The following is a 23,175-nucleotide window of genomic DNA, read 5'->3' on the forward strand; positions in this document are numbered from 1 at the left end:
AGTAAGCCCATGGATATCGGTCTGTTCATTCCCATCGGCAACAACGGTTGGCTGATCTCGGCCAATGCGCCGCAGTACAAGCCCAGCTTCGAAATGAACAAGAAGCTCGTCCAGACCGCCGAAGGCTACGGCTTCGATTTCGCGCTTTCCATGATCAAGCTGCGCGGTTTCGGCGGCAAGACGGAATTCTGGGACTACAACCTGGAAAGCTTCACGCTGATGAGCGCGCTGGCGGCCGTGACGAGCAAGATCAAGCTGTTCGCCTCCACCGCGATCCTGACGCTGCCTCCTGCCATGGTGGCGCGCATGGCCGTGACCATCGATTCCGTCGCACCGGGCCGCTTCGGCATCAACATCGTCACCGGCTGGGCCAAGGGTGAGTACGAGCAGATGGGTATGTGGCCGGGCGATGCCTATTTCGGCCACCGCTACGACTATGCCAGCGAATACGTGCAGGTCATGAAGGACCTGTGGACCGATGGTAAGTCCGACTTCAAGGGCGAGCACTTCCAGATGGAGGACTGCCAGCTTCTGCCCAAGCCCAGCAATGGCAAGATCGAGATCGTCGGCGCCGGCCAGTCGGCGCGCGGCATGGAGTTCGTGTCCAACTACGGCGACTACAACTTCGTCACCGCTGGCGGCGTCAACAAGCCGACCAAGCACGCCCCCACCGTGGAGGCACTGGTCGAAGCAGCCGCCAAGACCGGACGCGACGTGGGCGCCTACATCCTGTGCATGGTCATCGCCGACGAAAGCGACGAGGCCGCGATGGCCAAGTGGCAGAGCTACCGTGAAGGCGCCGACGTCGACGCGCTGGCATGGATGAGCGACCAGGGCGCTGCCGACAAGAATGCCGGCGCGGATTCAACTGCCCGCCACATCAACCTGCCGGAAGGCGCGGTGAACCTGGGTATCGGCACGTTCGTCGGTTCCTACGAGACCGTCGCCAAGCTGCTCGATGAAGCCGCCTCCGTACCCGGCACCAAGGGCATCATGCTGACCTTCGACGACTTCGAGAAGGGTCTCGTCGACTTCGGCGAGAAGATCCAGCCGCTGATGGCCTGCCGCGCGGATCGCCTCGTGGCGGCCTGACCCCATTTGCCTACCCTGACGGCCCAGTCTCTCCCTTTTTCGGGGCCGTTTTGATGAACTGGCCGCCGACATGCCGCTTTCGCGGGCATGTCGGCGGCCTTCTTTTTGAGGATGTTCGGCGCGCGGCACGGATGAGTCGCCCCGAAAGCGGGCTACCCCGTTTGCCGCAATGCAACAAAATCCGGCGCGATCGCTTAGAAGCGGATAGGTGCACATCCTTCCAGAGTGATTTTTCCGCCTTCATGAAAATAGATCGCCGCAGTGTCCTGTCCGGCATCATCACCAGCTCTTTCGCTCTCGGGGTATCCCGCGGGGCACTGGCCGCGGGCGATGTCGAGCGTGTGGATGACCTCATCAAGCGCATGACGGTAGAGGAAAAGGCGGGGCAGATGACCTGTCTTGCCGATGCCTTCCGTCCATTCAATCCGCCCAACCCGGATGCCGGCATCCAGGATGTGAAGCGGCTGGCGCAGGAAATCCGCAAGGGCCGCGTCGGCTGTCTGTTCAACGGCATCGGCGTGGCAGGGGCGCGCAGGGCCCAGGAAATGGCGGTTAACGACAGCCGTCTGGGCATTCCGCTGATCTTTGCGGGCGACGTGATCCACGGCCTGAAAACGATCTTCCCGGTGCCGCTGGGCGAGGCGTCGTGTTTCGACCCGGCGATGGTCCGGCGCACCGCGCGGGCCATGGCGGTCGAAGCGACGGCGGCGGGCCTTCACCTGACGTTCGCGCCGATGGCCGATGTCGCGCGGGACCAACGCTGGGGCCGCGTGGTCGAAGGGGCGGGCGAGGACGTGACCCTCACCGCTCTTCTGACCGCCGCGCGGGTCCGGGGCTTCCAGGGCCGTGATCTGCGGCGCGACGATTCGCTGCTGGCATGTCCCAAGCACTTCGCCGCTTACGGTGCGGTGGCGGCGGGGCTGGAATACGGCAACGTCGATATCAGCGACGAGACGTTGCGCGAAACCCACCTGCCGCCCTTCGGCTCGGCTTTTGCGGCGGGGGCGCTGACGACGATGGCGGCGTTCAACGAGATCAACGGCGTGCCCGCCACCGCCGACCGCGAACTGATGACCGATATCCTGCGCGGCGAGATGGGCTTTCGCGGCTTCGTCTTCTCGGACTACACCGCCGATGAGGAACTGGTCGCGCACGGCTTTGCCGAAGACGACCGCGATGCGGCGCGGCTGGCGGTGCTGGCCGGCGTCGACATGTCGATGCAGAGCGGGCTCTACATCCGTTATCTGCCCGAACTGGTGAAGAGCGGCGCGGTGCCGATGGGTACCATCGACGTTGCCGTGCGCCGCATCCTTTACGTGAAGGCCGCCATGGGCCTGTTCGAAAACCCGTGGCGTTCGCTGGACGAAAAGGCGGAAAGCAGCCGGATCGGCGCGCCTGCCCATATCGCCCTCGCACGGGAGGCAGGGACGCGTTCGGCGGTGCTGCTCAAGAACGACGGTGTGCTGCCGCTGGACCCGGACAAGCAGCAGAAGATCGCCTTGATCGGCCCTTTCGGCGAGGACAAGGACAACCTTTACGGGCCCTGGGCCTTCTACGGCGATCCGGCCAAGGGCGTCGATATCGCCAGCGGCCTGCGCGCCGCGCTGCCCGATCCCGCCAAGCTGACGGTGGTGGTGGGCTGCGGCATCCATGAGCCCCTGGACGGCGGCATCGAGGCGGCGGTGAAGGCGGCCAAGGCGGCCGATGTCGTCCTGCTGGCGGTTGGCGAATCGCAGGACATGTCGGGTGAGGCACAGTCGCGCACCGTGATCGAGATTCCCGCCGCCCAGCAGGCGCTGGCCGATGCCATCGCCGCGACCGGCAAGCCCACGGTTGTCCTTCTGCGCCACGGCCGCGCGCTAGCGCTGCACGAAGGCGTCGCCAATGCCAATGCGGTGCTGGCAACGTGGTTCCTCGGTTCCGAGGCGGGCAATGCCATCGCCGATCTGGTCACAGGGAAGGCTGATCCTTCGGGCAAGCTGCCGGTCAGTTTTCCATGGGAATCGGGCCAGGAGCCGTTCTTCTACGACCGCAAATCCACCGGTCGCCCGGTGCTCGACAAGGGCAGCACTGAGTACAAGGCCCGCTATTCCACTACCGACAACAGCGCTCGCTACCCCTTTGGCCACGGCCTCAGCTACACCGATTTCGCGCTGGACCGGCTGCACGTTGCCGATCCGGCCCTGCGCTGGGACGGGACCATCGAGATCACGGTCCGCCTTACCAACAAGGGCAAGCGCAAGGGCAGCGAAGTGGTGCAGCTTTATATCCGCGACCGTGTGGCCAGCCGCACCCGGCCAATTCGGGAGCTGAAGCGGATGGAGCGGGTGACGCTCGATCCGGGGGGCAGCCGGACGGTAAGGTTCACGCTGTCGCGCATCGATCTGGAGTTCGTCGGTTCGGGTAACAAGCGTATCGCCGAGCCGGGGCTGTTCGATATCTGGGTGGGCCAGTCTTCGGAAGGGGGACTGCATTCGCAGATCACGCTCTACGCAGCGGTAGCCGCGTAGCTGCCTGCATGATGCGGGGATGACCGGGCCTTAGAGACCGTTTGAGAATGGGCTGGCGGCGCATTCAAAATGCGCTCCTCTGCGCATTTTCAAACGGTCTCTTAGCCGTCCCGCGCGGCGTCCTTGCGCAGTGCGGTCAGGTCGATCCCCAGCTTGTTGACCTTGTAGTAGAAGGTCTTGCGCGGGATCCCCAGGCGCTGAATCGCCGCGCCGATCTCACCGTTGGCGTTCATCACCGCCCCCACGATCGTCTCGCGCTCGAAGGCGTCCAGCCGCTGCGGCAGGGTGTCACCGGCGGCGTCGGATTGCGGCTGCGGCGCTGACTCGATCAGCCGCAGCACGAAGCGTTCGGCATAATGCGCCAGTTCGCGCACATTGCCGGGCCAGTCGTGCCCGGCAAGGTGGTCGCGCACGGCGCCGGTCATCTCGGGCAGGGGGCGCCGCAGACGCGCGGCCGCCGCGCCGGCAAGGTGCGCGAACAGCGCGGGCACATCCTCGCGCCGTTCACGCAAGGGAGGCATCCGCAGGCGCAGCGCCGCCAGCCGGTAGAACAGGGCGGGCGCGATCCGTTCGGCCAGGTCACCTTCTTCCGCTCCGCCAGTGGCGATCACGCGCAGGTCCAGCGGCAGCGGCTCGCGCGCGCCGGGGCTGCGCAGGGCGCGTTCCTCCACCAGAGGCACCAGCCGCGACTGCAGGCGCCGCGCGGCCTGGTCGATATCGTCGAGGAACAGGGTGCCGCGATTGGCGGCAGCGATGCTGGCCTCGCCGCTGGGGGCGAAGAGTTCATCCTCCAGCGGATCGGGCAGGGCAGCGCAGGCAACCGCCAGAAAACGGTGCCGCGCGCGCTTGCCGGCGCGGTGGATCAGGCGGGCGAGCAGTTCCTTGCCGGTGCCGGTCTCACCCTCGATGAACAGGTCGATATCGGCATTGGCAAGGGTGGGTATCATCTCGCGCAGGCGCCGGATCGCGGGCGACTGGCCGACCAGCCCGGACGATTCCTCCCCTTGCGCCTCCGCCCGCAGCCGCCGGTTGTCGAGCACAAGGGAGCGGGCGGTCGCCGCGCGGTCGGCGGCGGCGATCAACGCCTGCGGGTCGAACGGCTTGGTGAGGAAGTCCCAGGCCCCGGCCTTCAGTGCATCGACCGCCATGGTCACGTCTCCGTGGCCGGTCACCAGGATCACCGGCAGTTCGCTGTCCCGTTCGTGCAGGGCGCGCTGCAGCTCGATGCCGGACATGTACGGCATGCGCACGTCGGTCACCACCAGGCCGGGCCAGCCGGCATCGATGGCTGCCAGCGCGGGCGCGGCGGCGGCGAAGGATTCCACCGTGAAACCGGCAAGGGTCAGAACCTGCGCGGTGGAGACGCGAAGGTCTTCGTCGTCCTCCACCAGAGCGACGCGGCGGGAACTGTCCATCACGACGGCGCGCGCTTCAGGGTGATGGCGAAGCAGGCGCCCGTTTCGGTGGGCACAAGGTGCAGGTTGCCGCCGAAGTCCTCCATAATGTCCTTGGCGATCACCAGCCCAAGGCCAAGGCCGGTCTGGCGGCTGGTGGCGAAGGGGGTGAACAGGCGGCCCGCCACTTCGGGCGCGATGCCGGGGCCGTTATCGGCGACGAGCATACGCACGGCGCCTTCATGGTACGCCCATGTCAGGGCAAGGCGCGGTTCGGGGCACGTCTCCAGCGCTTCCAGCGCGTTTTGCAGGACGTTGACCAGCACCTGCTCCAGCCGCACCCGTCCGCCGAAGACCACCACTTCCGGGCCGATCTGCGGCCGTGCGAAATCAACGCGCGAGAGGCGTTCCTTGAGCAGGAGGCAGGCGCCTTCCACGACTTCCTCCAGCGGGATCGGCCCGCCCGCCCGGCTGCCCTTGCGCGCGAAACCGCGCAGTTCGGCGGTGACGGTGCCGATACGCTCGGCCAGCCGGTCTATCGCCTGAAGGTTGGCGCGCACTTCGCCGTCCGCCCCCATGTCCAGCAGCTGGCGCGAGGTTGCGGCATAGTTGCGGATCGCCGCCACCGGCTGCGCGGTTTCATGCGCGACGCTGGCGGTGACCTGCCCCAGCGTGGCGAGGCGGTTGGCCTGCCGCAGCCCTTCGCGTAGCTGCGCGGCATGTTCCTCGGCGGCGGCGCGCTCCTCGATCTCGCGGCGCAGGTCCACCGTTCGTGCGGCGACGGCGGCTTCCAGCTGCGCGGTGCGTTCGGAGCGGCGGCGTCCGCGCTCGCGCAGGAACAGGGCAAGGGCAAGCAGCGCGAGGGTGGCCAGGGCGGCGCCGATCTGGGCCGCGCGCACGGTGGTATCGATGGCGCGCAGGGGCAGCGCCAGGTTCACCCGCCACCCGGCGGGGCTGGGCGGCGTGGCGGCGAGCAGGAAATCTCCCCTTACACCGGGGATCGCGATGCGGCCGTCCGCCAGCACGGTGAAGGGGGGCGGGCCGAGATTGCCGACGCCGATCGTCTCGCGCTCGATGCGGCTGCGCTGCGGGCCAAGGGTGCGCGTGGCGGCATAGCGCCAGTCGGGGCGGCTGGTGACGAGGATCACGCCGTCGCGGTCAGTCACGAAAGTCAGGCCGCCGCTTTCGCGCCACTGCGCCTCGACCCGGTCGAACGCCATCTTCATGACCACCACGCTGCCCCCGGCGGCGCGTCGCGCGAAGAACAGGCCGGGCTGGCGGCTGACCGTGCCCAGCGCGAACTGTTCGCCGGTGCCGGTGCGCATGGCGGCGCGGAAATAAGGCCGAAAGCTATAGTCCTTGCCCAGGAAACTGCGCGGATCGCGCCAGTTGCTGGCGGCCAGCGTCAGTCCGTCGCTGCGGATGACGTAGATGATCGGCGATCCGAAATCGCGTGAAAGCCGCTCCAGCTTGGCGTTCATCACGCCCGCTGCGCCGGGTTTGCCGGAGACGAGCGCCACAAGGTCCTCATCGTCGCCCAATGCAAGGGGGAGCAGGCGGAAGCGCGCCACTTCGCTGGCGAGCAGGGCCTGACGCAGCCGCGCGTCCGTGGCTGCTGCCTGCGCAAAGCGCGCCGTGGCGGCGCTGCGCACGGCCAGTCCGGCGGCGAAGGCCATGAGCGCGGCGCAGACCAGCGCTGCGGCCAGCAGACCGAGGTTTCTCGTTCGGATCACCCGAATCCGATACGCCAAGGCTTGGCGATGTGCAAATTTCTGCACTTTTTGGACGGGGCATGTGCAGGAAGCTGGACAGGAACGTGCCTGTTGTATTGCTAAAGAATTGAAAAACAACGATTCATCAATTTTCGCAATTCCCTTTGCGCGCAGCGCATCAAAGCGCAAAATTGCCCGGCACGAGCACCGCCCCAGGCGTTGCCTTGCCCGAGAGGATCAGGCGACCGATATGAAGTACACACCCACCGACGTTCAGCCCCATGACGGCGCGCATCCCGCGCCGCGCCGCTGGTATTCCCATCTCTACCTGCAGGTGCTGGTGGCGATCACGGCGGGCGTCCTGCTCGGGCACTTCTATCCGGCCTTGGGCGAATCGCTGAAGCCGGTGGGCGACATGTTCATCAAGCTGGTGAAGATGGTGATTGCCCCCGTCATCTTCCTCACCATCGTGACCGGCATCGCCGGGATGCGCGATCTCGGCTCGGTGGGCCGCGTGGCCGCCAAGGCGTTCGGCTACTTCTTCTTCTTCTCCACCCTGGCACTGATCGTCGGCATGGTGGTCGCCAACGTGGTGAAGCCGGGCTCGGGCCTCAACATCGACCCTGCCTCCCTCGATGCCGGCAAGGTCGCCGAATATTCCGAGAAGGCGCACGAAACCTCGCTGGTCGGCTTTCTCAATGCGATGATCCCGGAAACGCTGGTGTCCTCGCTCACGCAGGGCAACATCCTTCAGGTCCTCGTAGTCGCGATCCTGTTCGGCATTTCGCTGGCCTCGATCGGTGAGCGGGGCGAGCGTATCCTTTCGATCCTCGAAGACGTCTCGGTCGTCGTCTTCAAGCTGGTGTCGATCGTCATGCGCGTGGCGCCGATCGGCGCCTTTGGCGCCATGGCCTTCACCATCGGCAAGTACGGTGTGGGCAGCCTGGCCAACCTGGCCGCGCTGGTGGCGACGTTCTATGCAACCTCGCTGATCTTCGTGTTGGTGGTGCTGGGCGCCGTGGCGCGCCTTTGCGGATTCTCGATCTTCCGCCTGATCGGCTATCTCAAGGGCGAACTGCTGCTGGTGCTGGGCACGTCCTCCTCGGAAAGCGCGCTGCCCGCGCTGATCGAGAAGATGGAGCGCGCCGGTTGCCCCAAGGCGATCGTCGGCCTCGTCGTCCCCACCGGCTACAGCTTCAACCTCGACGGCACCAATATCTACATGACGCTGGCGGCGCTGTTCATCGCGCAGGCCTGCAACGTCGACCTGACCATCGGCCAGCAGCTGCTTCTGCTCGGCGTGGCGATGCTTTCGTCCAAGGGCGCGGCGGGCGTTACCGGGGCGGGCTTCATCACCCTGGCGGCCACACTGTCGATCGTGCCTTCTGTGCCGGTCGCGGGCATGGCGCTGATCCTGGGCGTGGACCGCTTCATGTCCGAATGCCGCAGCCTCACCAACTTCATCGGCAATGCGGTGGCGACGGTGGTGGTCTCGCGCTGGGAAGGCAGGCTGGACCACGACCAGCTGGATGCCGCGCTCAGCGGCACCACGCTGGCGCTGCCCGCCCACGCCGTTCCCGCCGAATAAGCGCGGCCCCGAGACAACAAGCGCGCCCGATAGAGGCGCGCGCACCGGGAGACTCTCGATGACTACGTTTTGCGCGCGGCTGTTTGCCGCCACCCTTTCGCTCGCCTCCGTCATGGTCCCTGCGCTGGCGCACGCCGAAGACAAGAAGGCTGAATATCCCGCCTCCTACAACGGCGACGGCGCCGTCACGGGCGGCTACAGCCTTTCACGCTGGGCCGAGGACTGGACCTCGATGGGCGATGCGAAAAAGCGCGACGACCCGCTGGACCGGCTGAAGTATCTGCCGCTGGACGAGGACGGCGACATCTATCTCACCCTCTCGGGCGAACTGCGCCTGCGGGTAAACGAGACGACCAATCCGAACCTGCGCGAAGCCGATGCCCAGCGCCAGGACATCACCCGCGTGGTTGCCGGGGCGGATCTGCATATCGGTGAGCACTTGCGCGCTTATGGCGAGCTTGCCCATGGCGGCATCGGCGGGCGCAATCTTGGCGTGCCATCCACCTCGCTGCGCAACGATCTGGTGATCCAGCAGTCATTCGTCGAAGCCAGCGGCGAGATCGGCGGCATCGACGTCGGCGTGCGCTATGGACGGCAGGAATTCACCGACGGTCCCAATCTGCTGACCTCGCAGCGTGACAGCAACACGATCCGCTATACCCTGAACGGCGTGCGCGCATGGGCGCGCGGGCGGACGGTGCGTGCGGGCGTGTTCGATTTCCGGCCGACCTCTTACGGCGATCTCGGTACGGCGGACGATGTCAACGATCCGGCGCGCCGGTTTTCGGGCGGAAATCTTGGCTTCGTGCTGCCCAAGACGTTTCTTGGCGGCTCGCAGCTCTATCTCGATACCTTCCTGTGGCGGCGGCAGAACGACGTTGGGGCCTGGGGCGGACGGATCGGCCCGGCGACGCGCTATTACCTGGGCGCGCAGCTGCGCGGCGACGTTGGGCCGGTTAACGTGGACTGGACGGTCAACCACCAGTGAGGGACCTATATCAACCAGGACATCGATGCCTGGCAGGCCTTCATCGCCACGACCTACCGGCTGGGCAAGGCCAAGACCGCACCGCGCGTGGGTGTCCACGCCGACTATGCCAGCGGCGGCGGAGGCTATGGCGACGGCAAGCTGCGCAATGCCTATTCGCCCTTCGGCAACAACATCTACTTCAGCTATCAGCTGTACCTCACGCCCTCGAACCTCGTTGCAGTGACCCCGAACGTCAGCTTCACTCCGTTCAAGAACGCCCGCGTCACGGCGGAGTATGAGATGGCCTGGCGCGATAATGTCTACGATGCGGTTTACCGGGCCAATGGTCAGCCCTTCGCGGGAACGCAGAACGGGCGGTCGCGCAAGATCGCCGATCTCGCGCGGTTGCAGCTGGTGTGGTCGATTACGCCGCGTGTATCGTTCACCGGCCGGTATGAGCATCTGGCGGCGGGTCCGGCGCTGACCGATGCGGGCTATCGCAGCTCGGACTTCCTTGCCGGCTGGGTCAGCTTTCGCTTTTGATATCCGCCGCCCGCTCGTCCTGAGCCTGTCGAAGGACGAACAGGCGGGGAGATATCAGCCCTTGATCGCGGCGCGGGCGGCGATCACGGCGCCCAGGGCGGCAACCCAGCTGACCAGCAGGAAGCTGGTGCCGTAATCGCCGCACCAGGCATAGATCGTCGCCATCGCGGCAGGGCCGATCATGACCCCCAGGAACGTGTAGACCAGCGAGCCGCCGATCACGCGGCCCGCGTCTTCGGGGGCGCAGTGGTGAGTGCATTCGGCCATGACCACGCCGTTCCACCCGCTCATGCAGAAGCCGAACAGGCACAGCACCGCGATCTGGACCCAGATCGGCAGCGCGTCGAGCTGCCATAGCGCGATCATGCAGCCCATCGACACCGCGCCGATCAGCGCCAGCACCGCAAAGCCGCCGAACCGGTCGCCAAGGCCGCCCCATGAGACACGGCCCAGCGCGCCGCAGGCCTGAAGCGCTCCGGCGACAAGCCCGGCCTGAACCAGCGGCCAGCCGTGATCCACCAGCATGATGACCGCGAATGCGGACAGCGAAAGCTGGAGCGAGGAGTAGAGCATTCCCAGCACCGCCAGCGAACGCAGCGCGGCGCTGCCCCAGACGAGGCGCTGCTCGTAAACGAAGTTGGGCCACAGGGCGACGCTGGGGGGGCGCGTGGGCCGTGGCGGCCCGCCCTTCAGCGCCAGCACGCCGATCATCGCGAAACAGGGAATGGCAAGCAGGGTCAGGGACATCTGCCAGCCCAGCCGCGGGGCCATCGCCGGCAGCAGCAGGCTGGCCAGCACCCCGCCGATAGGCACGCCCGCCTGCTTGATCGAGAAGATCAGCGAACGCCGGTGCGGCGGCGTCACCGCGCCCAGGATCTGCGCGCTGGCGGGGTTCTGCACCCCGTAGCCGATGCCGATCACGATCGAGGCAAGCACCGCCACCCATGGGTTCGCGCTTGCCAGCAGAAGCAGCGCTGTGCCGAAGCAGCCCAGCGCCAGTTGCTCCACCTGCACGGGACCGCGGTGCTGGATCAGGGTTCCCGCGAAGGCCGATGCCATCATGCCCGCGGCGTAGATCACGCTGATCTGATAGCCGACGTAATGCGGAGCAAGCCCGAAATCAGGCGCGACCAGCGGCGCGATGCCGGTAAGAGCCAGCGCGGTCACCGTCGACAGAATCTGGATCGTCGTCGTGGTCGCGAGCGCGGCGGCGATCGACGGTCCGGCCGAGGGTCCGCGTGAATGCGGGGCCGCTTGAGGGCTGGCAGGCTGAGTCATTGCTGCACCGCATAATGTAATGCTTTACACAAGCCAAGCGGGAAGTCACACTGCTCACCTGTCATCAAGCCCTGCCTATGCATGTGACGCGCGTGCAGACGCGGTCTTCCTTGAGGGATTCGTTGATTCATGGTCCAGAGCGCCTACTCCTCCGCCACCGCGAATGTCCATGCTGCATTGCAGCGCATCGCCGCGCGCGATGCGCGGGTGCGGGCTTGGCTTCATGTCGATGACGTCGGCGCGTTGGCGTCTGCGCAGGCTCTGGATGCGCCAGGCGGCGCTAAAGGGCCGTTAGCAGGGCTTTGTGTGGGGGTTAAGGACGTCATCGCGGTCGCCGGACTGCCCCTGACGCACAACTCGCCGCTGTTCACAGGCTTCGTGCCGTCCGAGGATGCGGCCTGCGTCGCCACCCTGCGCGCGGCAGGCGCGGTGATCCTGGGCAAGACCGACACCACCGAATTCGCCGCGGCCGGGCGTAATGCCGTCAGCGCCAATCCTCATGACCTTACGCGCACGCCGGGCGGGTCCTCGGCCGGTTCGGCGGCGGCGGTGGCGGACGGGCACGTGCCGCTGGCGCTGGCGACGCAGACCGGCGGATCGACCATCCGGCCCGCCAGTTTCTGCGGGATTCACGGGTTCAAGCCGACCTGGGGCCTCGTCAGCCGCGAGGGGGTGAAGATGTACGCCAACAGCCTAGACACCGTAGGCTGGTACACCCGCGACCTTGATCTGTGCGACAAGGTCTGCGCGGTTTTCGGGCTGGCCGAGGCCGCGCCGCTTGGGCCGCAGCCCTTGCGGATCGGCGTTTTCCGCACGCCGTGGTGGGATGAGATGACGCCCGGCGGCAAGGCCGCGTTCGACGGCGTGGCCGCCGCGATGGCGCGCGCCGGGGTGGTGATGGTGGATATCGCAGTGCTCCCTGAATTCGAGCATCTCAACGACGATCACCGCGCCATCCTGTTCCGGGAAGGGGCGGCGGCGTTCCTCGGCCTGGCCCGTTCGCGGCCAGGCCTGCTCCACGCCGATTTCCACCTGCGGGTCGATGCGCTCGCCAGTTATCCCGACGCGCGTCTGCGCGAAGCCCATGACCGCGCCGCTGCCGCGCGGGCGGGGTTCGAGCGGGCGATTGCGGGGCTGGATGCGGTGCTGGCGCCCAGCGCGCCGGGGATCGCGCCGCTGGGCCGTTCGCCGGGGGAGCCGAAGTTCAACCAGCCCTGGACGCTGCTCCACGCCCCTGTCGTCAACCTGCCGCTGGCGCAGGGAGAGGGGGGAATGCCCATCGGCGTGTCGCTGGTCGCGCCGCGCTATGCCGACAGGCGGCTGGTAGCGGCGGCGCGCGAGATCGAAGAGCGGCTCGGCGCGGCGCGGCCTTCGGCCTAGGCCTTGCGCCGCTTTTTCGGAGCGGCGGTGGATTGGCGCACGATCAGGCGATGCGGCAGAATCACCTCGCGCGAGGCGCTGACCTGATCCGGCTGGAGCAACGAATCCAGCATCAGCCGCATCGCCGCCTCGCCGATCTCCACCGTCGGAATGTGGACGGTGGTGAGCGGCGGGCTGGAGAAGGCGCCGAAGCGCAAGTCATCGAAACCGGTGACGGACATTTCGTCCGGAACGCTGATGCCGCGCTGTTGCAGGGCGCTGAGCGCACCCAGCGCCATTTCGTCGTTGGCGCAGGTGACGGCGGTGAACTGCGGGTCGGCGTCCAGCAGCCGCAGCATCGCATCGTAGCCCGACTGGAGCGAGAAATCGCCGGTCGCGATGATGGCTTCGTCCACCTCGATGCGTGCGCGCAGCAGGCCCAGCTTGTAGCCGGAGAGGCGGTCCTTCGACATGAACTGGTCAAGCGGGCCGGTGATCGCGGCGATGCGGGTATGGCCCAGTTCGGCAAGGTGGCCCACGACCAGCGCGCTGGCTTCGTGGTCATCGGTGCGCACGCGCGGCAGGGTGATGTCCGGCGGATATTCGCAGGCCGCGACCAGCGGGGGCATCTTGCTTTTGGTGGGAGGATTGCGGACGATATCGGGCAGGGTCTTTTCGAGCAGGATCATGCCATCGGCCTGCTTGCCCGCGATCATCGAGACGTATTTGTTAAGGGTGTCGATATCGCCTTCGGTGATGCCCAGCAGAACGCGCATCTTGTTCGCCCGCGCCACGTTCTCGATGCCCTCGACGAAGGCGGAGGTGAACGGGTTGAAGATGCTGGGAACGGCGACGATGACGTTGTCGCTACGCTGGCGGCGCAGCCCTGCGGCGAGATGGTTGGGTTCGTAGTTGAGGTCGGCGATGGCCGCCTCGATCCGCTCGATGGTGGCGGGTCGCACCAGCGAAGGCGTGCTGAGCGCGCGAGAGACCGTTGCTACCGAAACACCCGCGACGCGGGCGATGTCCTTGATATTCGCCATAGGATGTAAACGTTACATTTGCGATCGCCTGGCGGCAAGCGCGGGTGTTGCATGACGTGCAATTCATTGTTGAGGTGACGGCGTCAGAACACCTCGGCCGCGATCACTTCCGCCGCGCGCCAGGCGAAGGCCATGGCCGGGCCGTTGGTATTGCCCGAGATCGCGGTCGGCATGGCCGAACAGTCCGCCACGTAAAGCCCGCTCACGCCGTGGACGCGAAGGCCGCCGTCGATGACATTCTCCGCCGCATCCGGCCCCATGCGGCAGGTGCCGGTGCCGTGCAGGCCCGTGGAGATCATCCAGTTGGCGGCCTGCTGGATTTCCTCGTCGCTCTGAACTGCGGAACCGGGCGCGGTTTCCTCGCCCACGTAAGGCGCGAGGGCGGGCTGGGCCATGACTTCGCGCACCTTGCGGATGGCGCGCTGGATGGTCACGCGGTCTTCGGGGACGGAAAACCACTGCGGCACCAGACGCGGCGATACGGCCGGGTCGGTCGAGGCGATCTCGACATAGCCGTGGCTGCTCGGGCGCAGACAGAAGGCGGTGGCGGTGATGCCGGGGACGCTTTCCGTCTGGCCGCGCCCGGCCTCGGGCTTGTCGTCTTCCGACTGAGCCATGGAATAGGGCGAGATGCCGATCTGGAGATCCGGCCAGTCCTTGTCGGCCTCGATCGAGGCCATGACCGAGACTTCCGGCAGCAGCGAGGCCATCAGGCCCTTGCCGCCCAGCATGTAGCGCAGCCCATGCATATAGGCGCGCCAGCCCCGGAATTCATGATTGAGGCCGCGCGCTTTCTTGAGCCGCCATGACAGCGAGACCATCATGTGTTCGTTCATGTGGCGGCCGACGTGCGGGTTTTCGTGGACGACCTCGATGCCGTGACGACGCAGGACTTCGCCCGGGCCGATGCCGGAAAGCTGGAGCAGCTTGGGGCTTTGCAACACACCTGCCGACAGGATGGTGCGCGGCGCGGTTAAGGTCACCTCGCGGCCGCCCACCTGGACCAGCACGCCAGTGGCCTGCTTGCCCTCAAAGGTCACGCGGCGGACCAGTGCGCCCGTCAGGATCGTCAGATTGGCCCGCTTTTCAGCCTGCTTGAGGAAGGCGGTATAGGCGGTGACGCGGTTGCCGCGCGCATCGACGGTCTGCTGGGTCCGCCCGGCGACCTGTGTGCCAGGCGTGTTGACGTCGGGGTGGACGGGAATGCCTGCCTCGCGCGCGGCTTCCAGGATCGCGCCGGTCAGCACGGCGTCGCCCCGGGGCACTTCGGTTACCTGCATCGGGCCGCCCTTGCCGCGCTGGCCGTAGCCGGTTCCCCGGAAGTCTTCGATTTCGCGGTAGCAGCGCTCAATCTCGGACCAGTTCCAGCCCTTGTTGCCCAGCGCTTCCCAGGCGTCGAAATCGCGCGGCTGGCCGCGGAAATACCAGGTGCCGTTGACCGCGCTCGATCCGCCAAGGCCCTTGCCGTAGTACCAGGTTTCGCCGGCGGGGCGTTCCCCCTGCTGTTCGGCGGGGAAGGGCCAGTACCACTTGGGCCTGGCCCAGATCTTGACCATTCCGCGCGGCATGCGGACCATGAATTCGTCGTTGCGGCCGCCTGCTTCCAGCAGCAGCACCTGCTTGCTGCCGTCGGCGCTGAGGCGCTCGGCCAGGACGCAGCCGGCCGAACCGGCGCCAACGATGATGTAGTCGAACTGAGTGCGCATTTCAGGTCTCGATCAGGCGGGAGCAGCTTGGCCGCGCGTATAGGCGGGGGCAAAGCGGAACAGCAGAAGCGACAGGCCCATCGCCACATAACTGGCGGCGGGCAGCCAGACGTGGCCGGCCATAACGGCGGTGACCACGGCGGGCGTGGCGGCGGCCTTGGCGTCATAGGCGGCAAGGCTGAGGAACCATGCGCCGGCGGCGCCGCCCACGCTCATGCCCAGCTTCACGCCGAAGCTGGAGGCGGCGAACAGGAAGCCCTGCGCCCGGAAGCCCGAGCGCCACGCGCCGTAGTCCACTGCGTCGGCCATCAGCGAGAACAGCAGGCCGCCGATCAGGCCCTGGCCCATATAGGCGACGACATTGGCGGTAATGAGCCACGCGTGGCTGTCCGACAGCGGCATCAGGGCGGTGAACAGCGTGGCCACGCCGGCGCCGATGGCGCCGGTCATGCGCTTGCCGATGGCATTGGCGCACACGCCCGCGAGCGCGGTGCCGATCAGCACCGCCAGCATCGTCAGCATCAGGGTGGAGGTGAACTCGGCATCGCCCAGCACGTTGCTGGCGAAATAGACGAAGGACTGGATGTGACCGGTAAAACCGATCCAGAAGAAGAAGTTGACCAGCATCGTCGCGATCCACGGCCAGTTGCCTTTGGTGGCCTCAAGCGACTGTGCGGTGGTGAGTTTGGCGACGCTGGCGTCCACCTCCACCCGCTCGCGCGTATTGGCGAAGGCATTGAGCATGCACACCAGCGTGATGACGCCGGTGATCGCGGCCAGGACGAGGAAGCCATGCGCCTCGTCGCCATGGCTGAACGCCTTGATGAGTGGCAGCGCGGCATAGCCGATGCCGACCGTGGCGGATGATCCGATCACTTCGCGCAGGGCGTTGATGGTGTTGCGCTGGCGTGGATCGCGGGTCAGCGTGGGCAGCATCGAGTTGAGCGGCAGGCTGACGGCGGAATAGAGTATGCCCATCAGCGTGTAGCTGACGAAGATGAAGGCGATCTTCTCCCAGCCTTGCAGCGGCGGCGCCCAGAACACGATCGCGCCGCACACCGCGAAAGGCACGGCCAGCCACAGCAGGAATGGGCGGTGCTTGCCCCAGCGCGTCTCGGTGCGGTCGATCAGCAGGCCCATCATAGGGTCGAAAATCGCATCGACGCAGCGCGCGATCAGGAACAACGAGGCGACGGTGCCGGCGCTGACGCCGTAGATGTCGGTATAGAAGTAAAGCAGGTAGGCATTGGTCATGCCGAACGGCAGGTTGATCCCGAAATTGCCCAGCGCGTAGCTGAGCTTTTCGCGCCAGGTCAGTGCGCTGCCGTCCAGGCCGCCGCTCATGCCGGGCAGCCGACGCGCGAAGGGGGCAGGCGTTCGAGCACGGTGCGGGCGAATTCAAGCGACTTGCGGGTCTCGGTAAGCGGGTCCGGCACGGCGTCGATCTCCAGGATGGCCCAGTTCTGGCTGGTACGTGTCGCCATCAACTCCGCCCATGCGCCGAAGTCCACCTTGCCGTCGCCAAGCGCGCAGAAATAGGCGCGGTGGGCGTGGTGGATGGCGTGGTCGATGGGGATGTTGATCGGCATGGGGCCGGTCGCGTCCTTCCAGTGGGCGATTACCACGCGCTCGGCATGGCGCGCCGCGATGGCCGCCGGATCGCCGCCGGAAAGCAGGATATGCGCGCTGTCGGGGCAGAAGCCGACATAGACCGGATCGGTCAGCAGCATCAGCAGGTCGATGTCGCGCGGCTGGCAGAACATCGAGTGCGCCTCGGTGTGGAGCGCCAGGCGCACGCCGTGGCGCAGCACCGCCGCGCCGAGGCGATTGGCGAAATCCGCCGCCTTCTGCGCCAGGTCGAGGCCTACAAAGAGCGGCGGCTGGGCATCCCAGCTGGCCCGCATCGGCAGGCCGATCACCATGACGTCGGCGCCCCACCCGGCAAGCGCCTTGGCCAGTTCCTCACCCTTGGCGAGCCAGCGGGCCTCGGACTGCGGATCGCCGACGCCGCCCTCGATGGCGATGTCTGCGAAGAAGCCGCTGGCGACGGCCAGGCCCCGCCGGTCCAATTCGGCCCTGGCCCCTTCATGCGATCCGTAAGCAGCGATCAGGCCGTCCGCGCCGAAAGGGGCGAAGGTCATTTCGATGCCGGTGACGCCGCTCTGCTCCAGCGTATCGAGCATCCGGTCCCAGAAGGGGCGCGGCTGGGCATTGCCGAAAGCGACGACCTCGTCCTCATTCGCCATCCCCCAGAAACCGGGATGGAAGAACGTGATGAGATCGACACCGAACGGAAGCATTTGACGATACCTTGGGTTGAGGCGAAGCACGGATTTCCCCATGCGCTGCCAATGTAAACCTTTTCTTTTCGAAAAAGCCCGAATCCTCAGGCCTTGTCAAGACATGCCGTACCAAGGGTTGCCGGATTTCCGGTTTTCCGGGTGACTAACGTGTGTTATCGTTTTCATATGCCCCAGTGAAAGCCGCCGGGCGAAGGCTAAAGTGAAGGAAAACAATGCCTGATCGTATCCGTATGGGCCTCGTCGGTGGAGGTCCCGGCTCGTTCATAGGGCCGGTACACCGCATCGCTGCCGAACTGGACGGCGAGATCGCGCTTGTCGCGGGCGCCTTCAGCCGCGATGCGCAGCGCAGCGCAGAGGCCGGGCGCGGCTATGGCATTGCGCCGGAGCGCGCTTATCCCTCGATCGAGGCAATGCTGGACGCCGAGGCGGCCCGCGCCGACGGCATCCAGTTCGTCACCATCGCCACGCCCAACTTCCATCACCTGCCCGCCGCCTGCGCAGCAATGCGCGCCGGGATCGCGGTGATGAGCGACAAGCCGATGACCGCGACGCTGGACCAGGCGCGCGAACTGGCGGCGGTGCTTGCTGCGAACCCGGTGCCGTACGGGCTGACGTATACGTATTCCGGCTACCCGCTGGTGCGTGAAATGCGCGAACGCATTGCCACAGGCGCGATCGGCGCGGTGCGCAAGGTCGTGGTGGAATACAACCAAGGCTGGCTGGCCGGAGCGGGAGAGGGCAAGCAGGCCGAATGGCGGCTGGACCCGGCCCGCTCGGGCGAGGGCGGTTGCATCGCCGACATCGGCGTCCACGCCTTTCACCTCGCCGAATTCGTCACCGGCCTGCGCGTCAGCCGTATCAACGCCGATCTTGGCACCGTGGTGCAGGGCCGCGCGCTCGACGATGATTGCCAGATGTTCCTGCGCTTCGAAGGCGGCGCGCGGGGGCTGCTCTCGGCCTCGCAGGTGATGACGGGTGAGGGCAACGATCTTGCCATCCGCATCTACGGCGAAACCGGCGCCTTGCGCTGGAGCCAAGAAAACCCGAACCGCTTCGAATGGCTGAAGGGCGAGGGCGGCATGGAAGTGGTGCGCGCCGGCGATCCGGGGCTGTCCGCGATCGCCATGCGCGGCATCCGCCTTCCGGGCGGTCACCCGGAAGGGCTGCTGGAAGCACTGGCCAATCTCTACCGCGATTTCGCGCGGGACATGCGCGGCGAAGGCGGCTCGCTGGTGCCGGGTATCGAGGATGGCCTGCGCGGCATGGCGCTGGTCGCCGCTGCCGTGGCCGCAAGCCGCGCCGAAAGCGGCTGGGTCGATCTCAAGGTTTGAAGGAAAGGCTTTCGCATATGAAAACGATCAAGGGTCCGGGCATCTTCCTTGCCCAGTTCGTGGGCGATGACGCGCCTTTCAATTCGCTCGATTCGATTGCGGAATGGGCTGCTGGCCTGGGCTACAAGGGCCTCCAGGTTCCCAGCAACGACAGCCGGTTGATCGATCTTGAAAAGGCGGCGGAAAGCCAGGATTACTGCGACGAAGTGCTGGGCACGCTGGCCGCTCACGGGCTGGAGCTGACCGAGCTTTCCACTCACATTCAGGGGCAGTTGGTAGCCGTGCACCCGGCCTATGACGCCGCGTTCGATGCTTTCGCGCCAACGCAGGTGCGCGGCAACCCCGGCGCGCGCCAGCAATGGGCGGTGAGCCAGCTGGAAATGGCGGCGCGCGCCAGCCAGCGGCTGGGCCTGACCACCCACGCCAGTTTCTCGGGCGCGCTGGCATGGCCCTATTTTTATGCCTGGCCGCAGCGCCCGGCGCAGCTGGTGGACGAGGCTTTCGCCGAACTGGCAAGGCGCTGGCGCCCGATTCTGGACCGCTTCGACGAAGCCGGCGTCGATATCGGCTTCGAATTGCACCCCGGCGAAGACCTGCACGACGGCGTCACGTTCGAACGCTTTCTGGAAGCCACGGGCAATCACCCGCGCGCCAATATCCTCTATGATCCCAGCCACTTCGTGCTGCAGCAGCTCGATTACCTGGGCTTCATCGACATCTACCATGAGCGGATCAAGTGCTTCCACGTCAAGGACGCCGAGTTTCGCATGTCCCCCAGATCCGGCGTCTACGGTGGCTATCAGGGCTGGGTCGATCGTCCCGGACGGTTCCGCTCGCTGGGCGATGGACAGGTGGACTTCACGCAGATCTTCTCGAAGATGGCGCAGTACGATTTTGCCGGCTGGGCCGTGCTCGAATGGGAATGCGCGCTCAAGCATCCCGAAGTCGGCGCGGCGGAAGGCGCACCCTTCATCGACCGGCACATCATCCGCGTGACCGACCATGCCTTCGACGACTTCGTCAGTGGCAATGATGACATGATACCGGATTTCGCCCGGATGGGTATGGCCTGACCGAAAACTCGGGCCGGAAAGATAGAAACCCCGGGGGTTGCGGATAGCCCCCGGGGTTTCATCTTGTCTTCCGCGGTGCGACCCGAGAAGGCTCCGCGCCGTGGCGTCAGCGGGTGCAGAGGGAGGAGAGTGCACCCGCTTCGCCGTCCGGCCCCGCACAGGGGGCTTCAGCGCTTGAACGCATCAATACATGTAAACGATATCATCTGCAAGTTGTACTAAAGGACAACAGTTCCCGCACCGGGACGCAAGAGCAGCGCATATAGAAGCCGCCCGCCGTCCATCCGGCGCCGAGGTGTGCTGCGAACAAAAGGTCGAATCCTTGGTGAAGATCTTGCTCCCGTCGTGCCGTGGCTGGCAGGCGGCCCGCGTATGACGGTTTCTTTGCGCAAGGTGCCCCGCCATTTGATCGCGAGCGCACGCAGGCACTTGCCGCTTGCGCCGCGCCGCAAATCGCCGAAGCTGGACGTACAAGGCGCGGTGAGGCTGAATTTGTAGTCTTGCCCGGCCGGAAGTATCCGTACACGAGCAGTTCCAGATGCATGGAAGATAACCATGTCAGTTAAACAAGAAAAATCAGGGAAGTAGTGCAGGCTGGCTGCGGTGGCGCACAGGACCATCGCAGCGCGGGATTGCAGGTGCCGCCGGGCTTTGCCGGCGCCTTGCATGAAGGCCGGGCATCGATCCGGGCGATCCAGCCGGGATGAGGATATCCAGAATCTGAAGGGCGGTGGAAACGCGCGCATCCATTGCGGTGCGCCTCCAACGATGGGGGGTTATTGTGATGACGAGAACTCGACTGATGAAATCCACGGGTGTCTCCGTCCTGGCGCTGCTTGCCGCGACGTGCCCTGCCCATGCCTGGGCGGACGAGGCTGCAGCATCGGGCGAAGCTGAAGCTGCAGATGCGGCGGCCGACGGTGCTGGCGGCTCAGGCGGCGGCCTTCAGGAGATCGTCGTTTCCGCCGAACGCACCAACGTCACCCTTCAGAAGGCATCCCTTTCGGTTTCCGCCGTCACCGACGACACGCTCAAGAAAGCGAACATCACCGAGATCACCGGCCTCAACGGCAGCGTGCCGGGTCTGGTCATCGCCAAGAGCGGCGGCGGTGAGCGCAACATTTCCATTCGCGGCATCGGTACGGCAACGCCCGAGAACCCGAATACCCAGCCCGGTGTCTCGTTCCACATCGACGGCGTCTACATCTTCAACTCGATCGCCGCCAACGCCGCCTTCATCGACGTGTCGCAAGTGGAAGTCCTGCGCGGTCCCCAGGGTACGATGTACGGCCAGGGTTCGACCGGTGGCACCATCAACGTCGTCTCCAAGCAGCCCGAACCGGGCGTGCTGACAGGCTCCGCCAATGTCGGTTACGGCAACTACAACCTGCTCAAGGCCGATGCCGCGCTCAATGTTCCTATCGGCGAGACGATCGCGGTGCGCGGTGCCGTCCAGCGCTACCGCCACGATGGTTATGCCAAGGCGACATCCGTGGCGGGCGACTCCGGCTACGAACTCGACAACGCCAACGACTGGGGCGGCAAGCTGGCGGTCAAGTGGCAGCCCAGCGACCGGGTTTCGGTGCTGCTAAGTACAATCCAGTACAAGGGCGACGCGAATGCCACGGCGCAGAAGAACATTCTCGACCCCGATCCCGATCCGCGCAGGCTTACGCAGGATTATCCGGGCAAGACCTATATCCGCACACAGCTATATTACGGCGTGGTCAAGTTCGACATGGGCGCGGTGACGTTCAACTCCATCACCAGCTACCAGAAGCTGCACAGCAAGTTGTCGTGGGACAGCGACGGGCTGAACACCGACCTGTTCTATGCCCTGACCGAAGGCATCCAGGCCGGAACCGGCGTGCGGTACGATCATACCGCGCTGTGGGAACAGAACACGACGTCGTGGACCCAGGAATACAACCTGGCGTCAAGCAACGACGGGCCATTCCGCTGGATCGTCGGCGCAGTGTACCTGCATTCGAAGAACCAGAGCTACATCAACGAGTACCGCTCCGGGATGGGTGACGGGCTTGACGCGCCGCTGCCGGACAACGCTGCGTACAACGATCCGCTGGTCTCCAGACTGACCTATGCCGAACTCTCGTCGATCACCCGCGAGGCTTACGCCGGATACGCGCAGGGCAGCTACGAACTGACCGACAAGCTGACCGTCACGGCCGGCATCCGCTACAACCACGACAAGTATTCGGGCGTAAGCGACAGCCTTTCGGGCGGTTCGACCAGCAGCACCTCGGGCGCGTTTCTTCAGCCCACGCCCGGCGCCGGCACCACCACCCAGCGCATGACCGGCAAGTTCGCGCTGGACTATGATCTGACGCCGGAAAACATGGTCTACGCCAGCTTCACACGCGGCTTCAAACCGGGCGGCATCAACAGCTCGGCAGCGCAGGGCAACAGCTCGTTCACGATCTTCGGGTTCGAGAACGGCACCAAGCCGACCTTCAAGCCGGAAACCCTGGACTCGATCGAGGTCGGCTCAAAGAACCGCTTCTTGAACAACACGTTGCAGATCAACGCTTCGGCATTCTATTATTTCTACAAGGACCTGCAGTTCCTCGAAGACGATGCGATCCTCTATTCCGAAGGAATCAGCAACGGACCAAAGGCCGAAGTCTACGGCGCCGAGCTTGAGATGGACTGGAAGGCCACCTCGCACTTGCGCTTCGAAGGGTCGCTGTCATTGCTCCACAGCAAGTTCACCGGGGATTACCTGGCGCTCGACCCGACGGCGGCGGACGCGGCCCAGGCAGCGGCCGGGTATGCCGGCAACCTGTTCTACACCAACTTCTTCGGAGCCTCACTGGCACGCGAAGGCGCGCGGGTGAACATCAAGGGGAATAAACTTCCGCAGATGCCGACCGTGCAGGGTTCGGCGGCGGTTTCGTGGACCGGGCAGGTCGGCCCGGGCGAATTCACGGCCCGCGCGCAGTACATCTATCGCGGCAAGTTCAATTCGCGCGCTTTCGCCGTTCCGGTGCAGGACGATACGCCGGACTACTCGCAAGTGAACCTCTTTGCGAGCTACGCGCTTGGCGATAGCGGCCTCAGCGTCTCGGCGACGGTGACGAACCTGTTCAACAAGGACGGCGTCAATTCACGCTTCACGGATCCTTATGGCAGCGGGCAGGTGTCCGACACCTACATCCCGCCGCGCCAGGCGATCTTCTCGGTCGGCTACGCTTTCTGAACCGAACGCGAGAACTGTCGAGGAAAGGGCCGTCGCCGCAAGGTGGCGGCCCTTTC

At 65.8% G+C, this 23,175-nt stretch carries 14 protein-coding genes and 1 pseudogene; 8 read left to right on the top strand and 7 right to left on the bottom strand.

Features of this window, described 5'->3' with window-relative positions; translation table 11 throughout:
* Positions 1 to 9 precede the first annotated feature (9 nt).
* Positions 10 to 1,092: a pyrimidine utilization protein A gene (rutA, locus tag V474_RS22130; protein ID WP_059153390.1), complete on the top strand. Its 1,083-nt coding sequence runs from the start codon at positions 10 to 12 to the stop codon at positions 1,090 to 1,092.
* A gap of 242 nt (positions 1,093 to 1,334) precedes the next feature.
* Positions 1,335 to 3,602, top strand: coding sequence for a beta-glucosidase BglX (gene bglX / locus V474_RS22135; RefSeq protein WP_059153391.1), 2,268 nt, complete (start codon positions 1,335 to 1,337; stop codon positions 3,600 to 3,602).
* 101 nt (positions 3,603 to 3,703) lie between these two features.
* Here bglX and V474_RS22140 read toward each other — a convergent pair whose 3' ends face one another.
* Together V474_RS22140 and V474_RS22145 are read right to left on the bottom strand one after the other, a co-directional pair.
* Positions 3,704 to 5,017: a sigma-54-dependent transcriptional regulator gene (locus V474_RS22140; RefSeq protein ID WP_059153392.1), complete on the bottom strand. Its 1,314-nt coding sequence runs from the start codon at positions 5,015 to 5,017 to the stop codon at positions 3,704 to 3,706.
* Entirely contained in the window at positions 5,017 to 6,672 is a 1,656-nt protein-coding gene (locus tag V474_RS22145; RefSeq protein ID WP_148649518.1) for a sensor histidine kinase, read from the bottom strand. The genes V474_RS22140 and V474_RS22145 overlap by 1 nt, the downstream gene beginning before the upstream one ends.
* Positions 6,673 to 6,958: 286 nt before the next feature.
* Here V474_RS22145 and V474_RS22150 point away from each other — a divergent pair, with 286 nt between their 5' ends.
* Together V474_RS22150 and V474_RS22155 are read left to right on the top strand one after the other, a co-directional pair.
* Positions 6,959 to 8,296 (top strand): dicarboxylate/amino acid:cation symporter, encoded by a 1,338-nt coding sequence (locus V474_RS22150; RefSeq protein WP_059153393.1) that lies wholly within the window; start codon positions 6,959 to 6,961, stop codon positions 8,294 to 8,296.
* 58 nt (positions 8,297 to 8,354) lie between these two features.
* Positions 8,355 to 9,809: pseudogene (locus tag V474_RS22155) on the top strand (alginate export family protein).
* 54 nt (positions 9,810 to 9,863) lie between these two features.
* Here V474_RS22155 and V474_RS22160 read toward each other — a convergent pair.
* Positions 9,864 to 11,087: an MFS transporter gene (locus V474_RS22160; protein ID WP_059153394.1), complete on the bottom strand. Its 1,224-nt coding sequence runs from the start codon at positions 11,085 to 11,087 to the stop codon at positions 9,864 to 9,866.
* Positions 11,088 to 11,216: 129 nt separating this feature from the next.
* Here V474_RS22160 and V474_RS22165 point away from each other — a divergent pair, with 129 nt between their 5' ends.
* Entirely contained in the window at positions 11,217 to 12,467 is a 1,251-nt protein-coding gene (locus tag V474_RS22165; RefSeq protein ID WP_059153395.1) for an amidase, read from the top strand.
* Here the strand turns inward: V474_RS22165 and V474_RS22170 are convergent.
* The 4 genes from V474_RS22170 to V474_RS22185 form a co-directional block, all read right to left on the bottom strand.
* Positions 12,464 to 13,489 (bottom strand): LacI family DNA-binding transcriptional regulator, encoded by a 1,026-nt coding sequence (locus V474_RS22170; RefSeq protein ID WP_059153396.1) that lies wholly within the window; start codon positions 13,487 to 13,489, stop codon positions 12,464 to 12,466. The two genes, V474_RS22165 and V474_RS22170, sit on opposite strands and share 4 nt — an antisense overlap.
* A gap of 83 nt (positions 13,490 to 13,572) precedes the next feature.
* The gene (locus tag V474_RS22175) at positions 13,573 to 15,195 is read right to left on the bottom strand and encodes a GMC family oxidoreductase (RefSeq protein ID WP_059153397.1); all 1,623 of its coding nucleotides are present in this window, start codon (positions 15,193 to 15,195) and stop codon (positions 13,573 to 13,575) included.
* A 12-nt stretch (positions 15,196 to 15,207) separates the two neighbouring features.
* Entirely contained in the window at positions 15,208 to 16,539 is a 1,332-nt protein-coding gene (locus tag V474_RS22180) for an MFS transporter (protein ID WP_059153398.1), read from the bottom strand.
* A complete protein-coding gene (locus tag V474_RS22185; RefSeq protein WP_059153399.1) occupies positions 16,536 to 17,495 on the bottom strand; it encodes a sugar phosphate isomerase/epimerase family protein in 960 nt (319 codons plus the stop codon). The genes V474_RS22180 and V474_RS22185 overlap by 4 nt, the downstream gene beginning before the upstream one ends.
* Before the next feature lie 215 nt (positions 17,496 to 17,710).
* On the opposite strand from V474_RS22185, the gene V474_RS22190 reads away from it, so the two are divergent.
* From V474_RS22190 to V474_RS22200, 3 genes are all read left to right on the top strand, one after another.
* Positions 17,711 to 18,829: a Gfo/Idh/MocA family protein gene (locus tag V474_RS22190; protein WP_059153400.1), complete on the top strand. Its 1,119-nt coding sequence runs from the start codon at positions 17,711 to 17,713 to the stop codon at positions 18,827 to 18,829.
* A gap of 17 nt (positions 18,830 to 18,846) precedes the next feature.
* Positions 18,847 to 19,902 (top strand): sugar phosphate isomerase/epimerase family protein, encoded by a 1,056-nt coding sequence (locus tag V474_RS22195; RefSeq protein WP_059153401.1) that lies wholly within the window; start codon positions 18,847 to 18,849, stop codon positions 19,900 to 19,902.
* Between the two features lie 784 nt (positions 19,903 to 20,686).
* Complete coding sequence (locus V474_RS22200) at positions 20,687 to 23,119, top strand: TonB-dependent receptor (protein WP_236711394.1); 2,433 nt, start codon at positions 20,687 to 20,689, stop codon at positions 23,117 to 23,119.
* The last annotated feature ends 56 nt before the right edge of the window (positions 23,120 to 23,175 follow it).

It is taken from the genome of Novosphingobium barchaimii LL02 (assembly GCF_001046635.1).
Taxonomy (GTDB): Bacteria; Pseudomonadota; Alphaproteobacteria; order Sphingomonadales; family Sphingomonadaceae; genus Novosphingobium; species Novosphingobium barchaimii.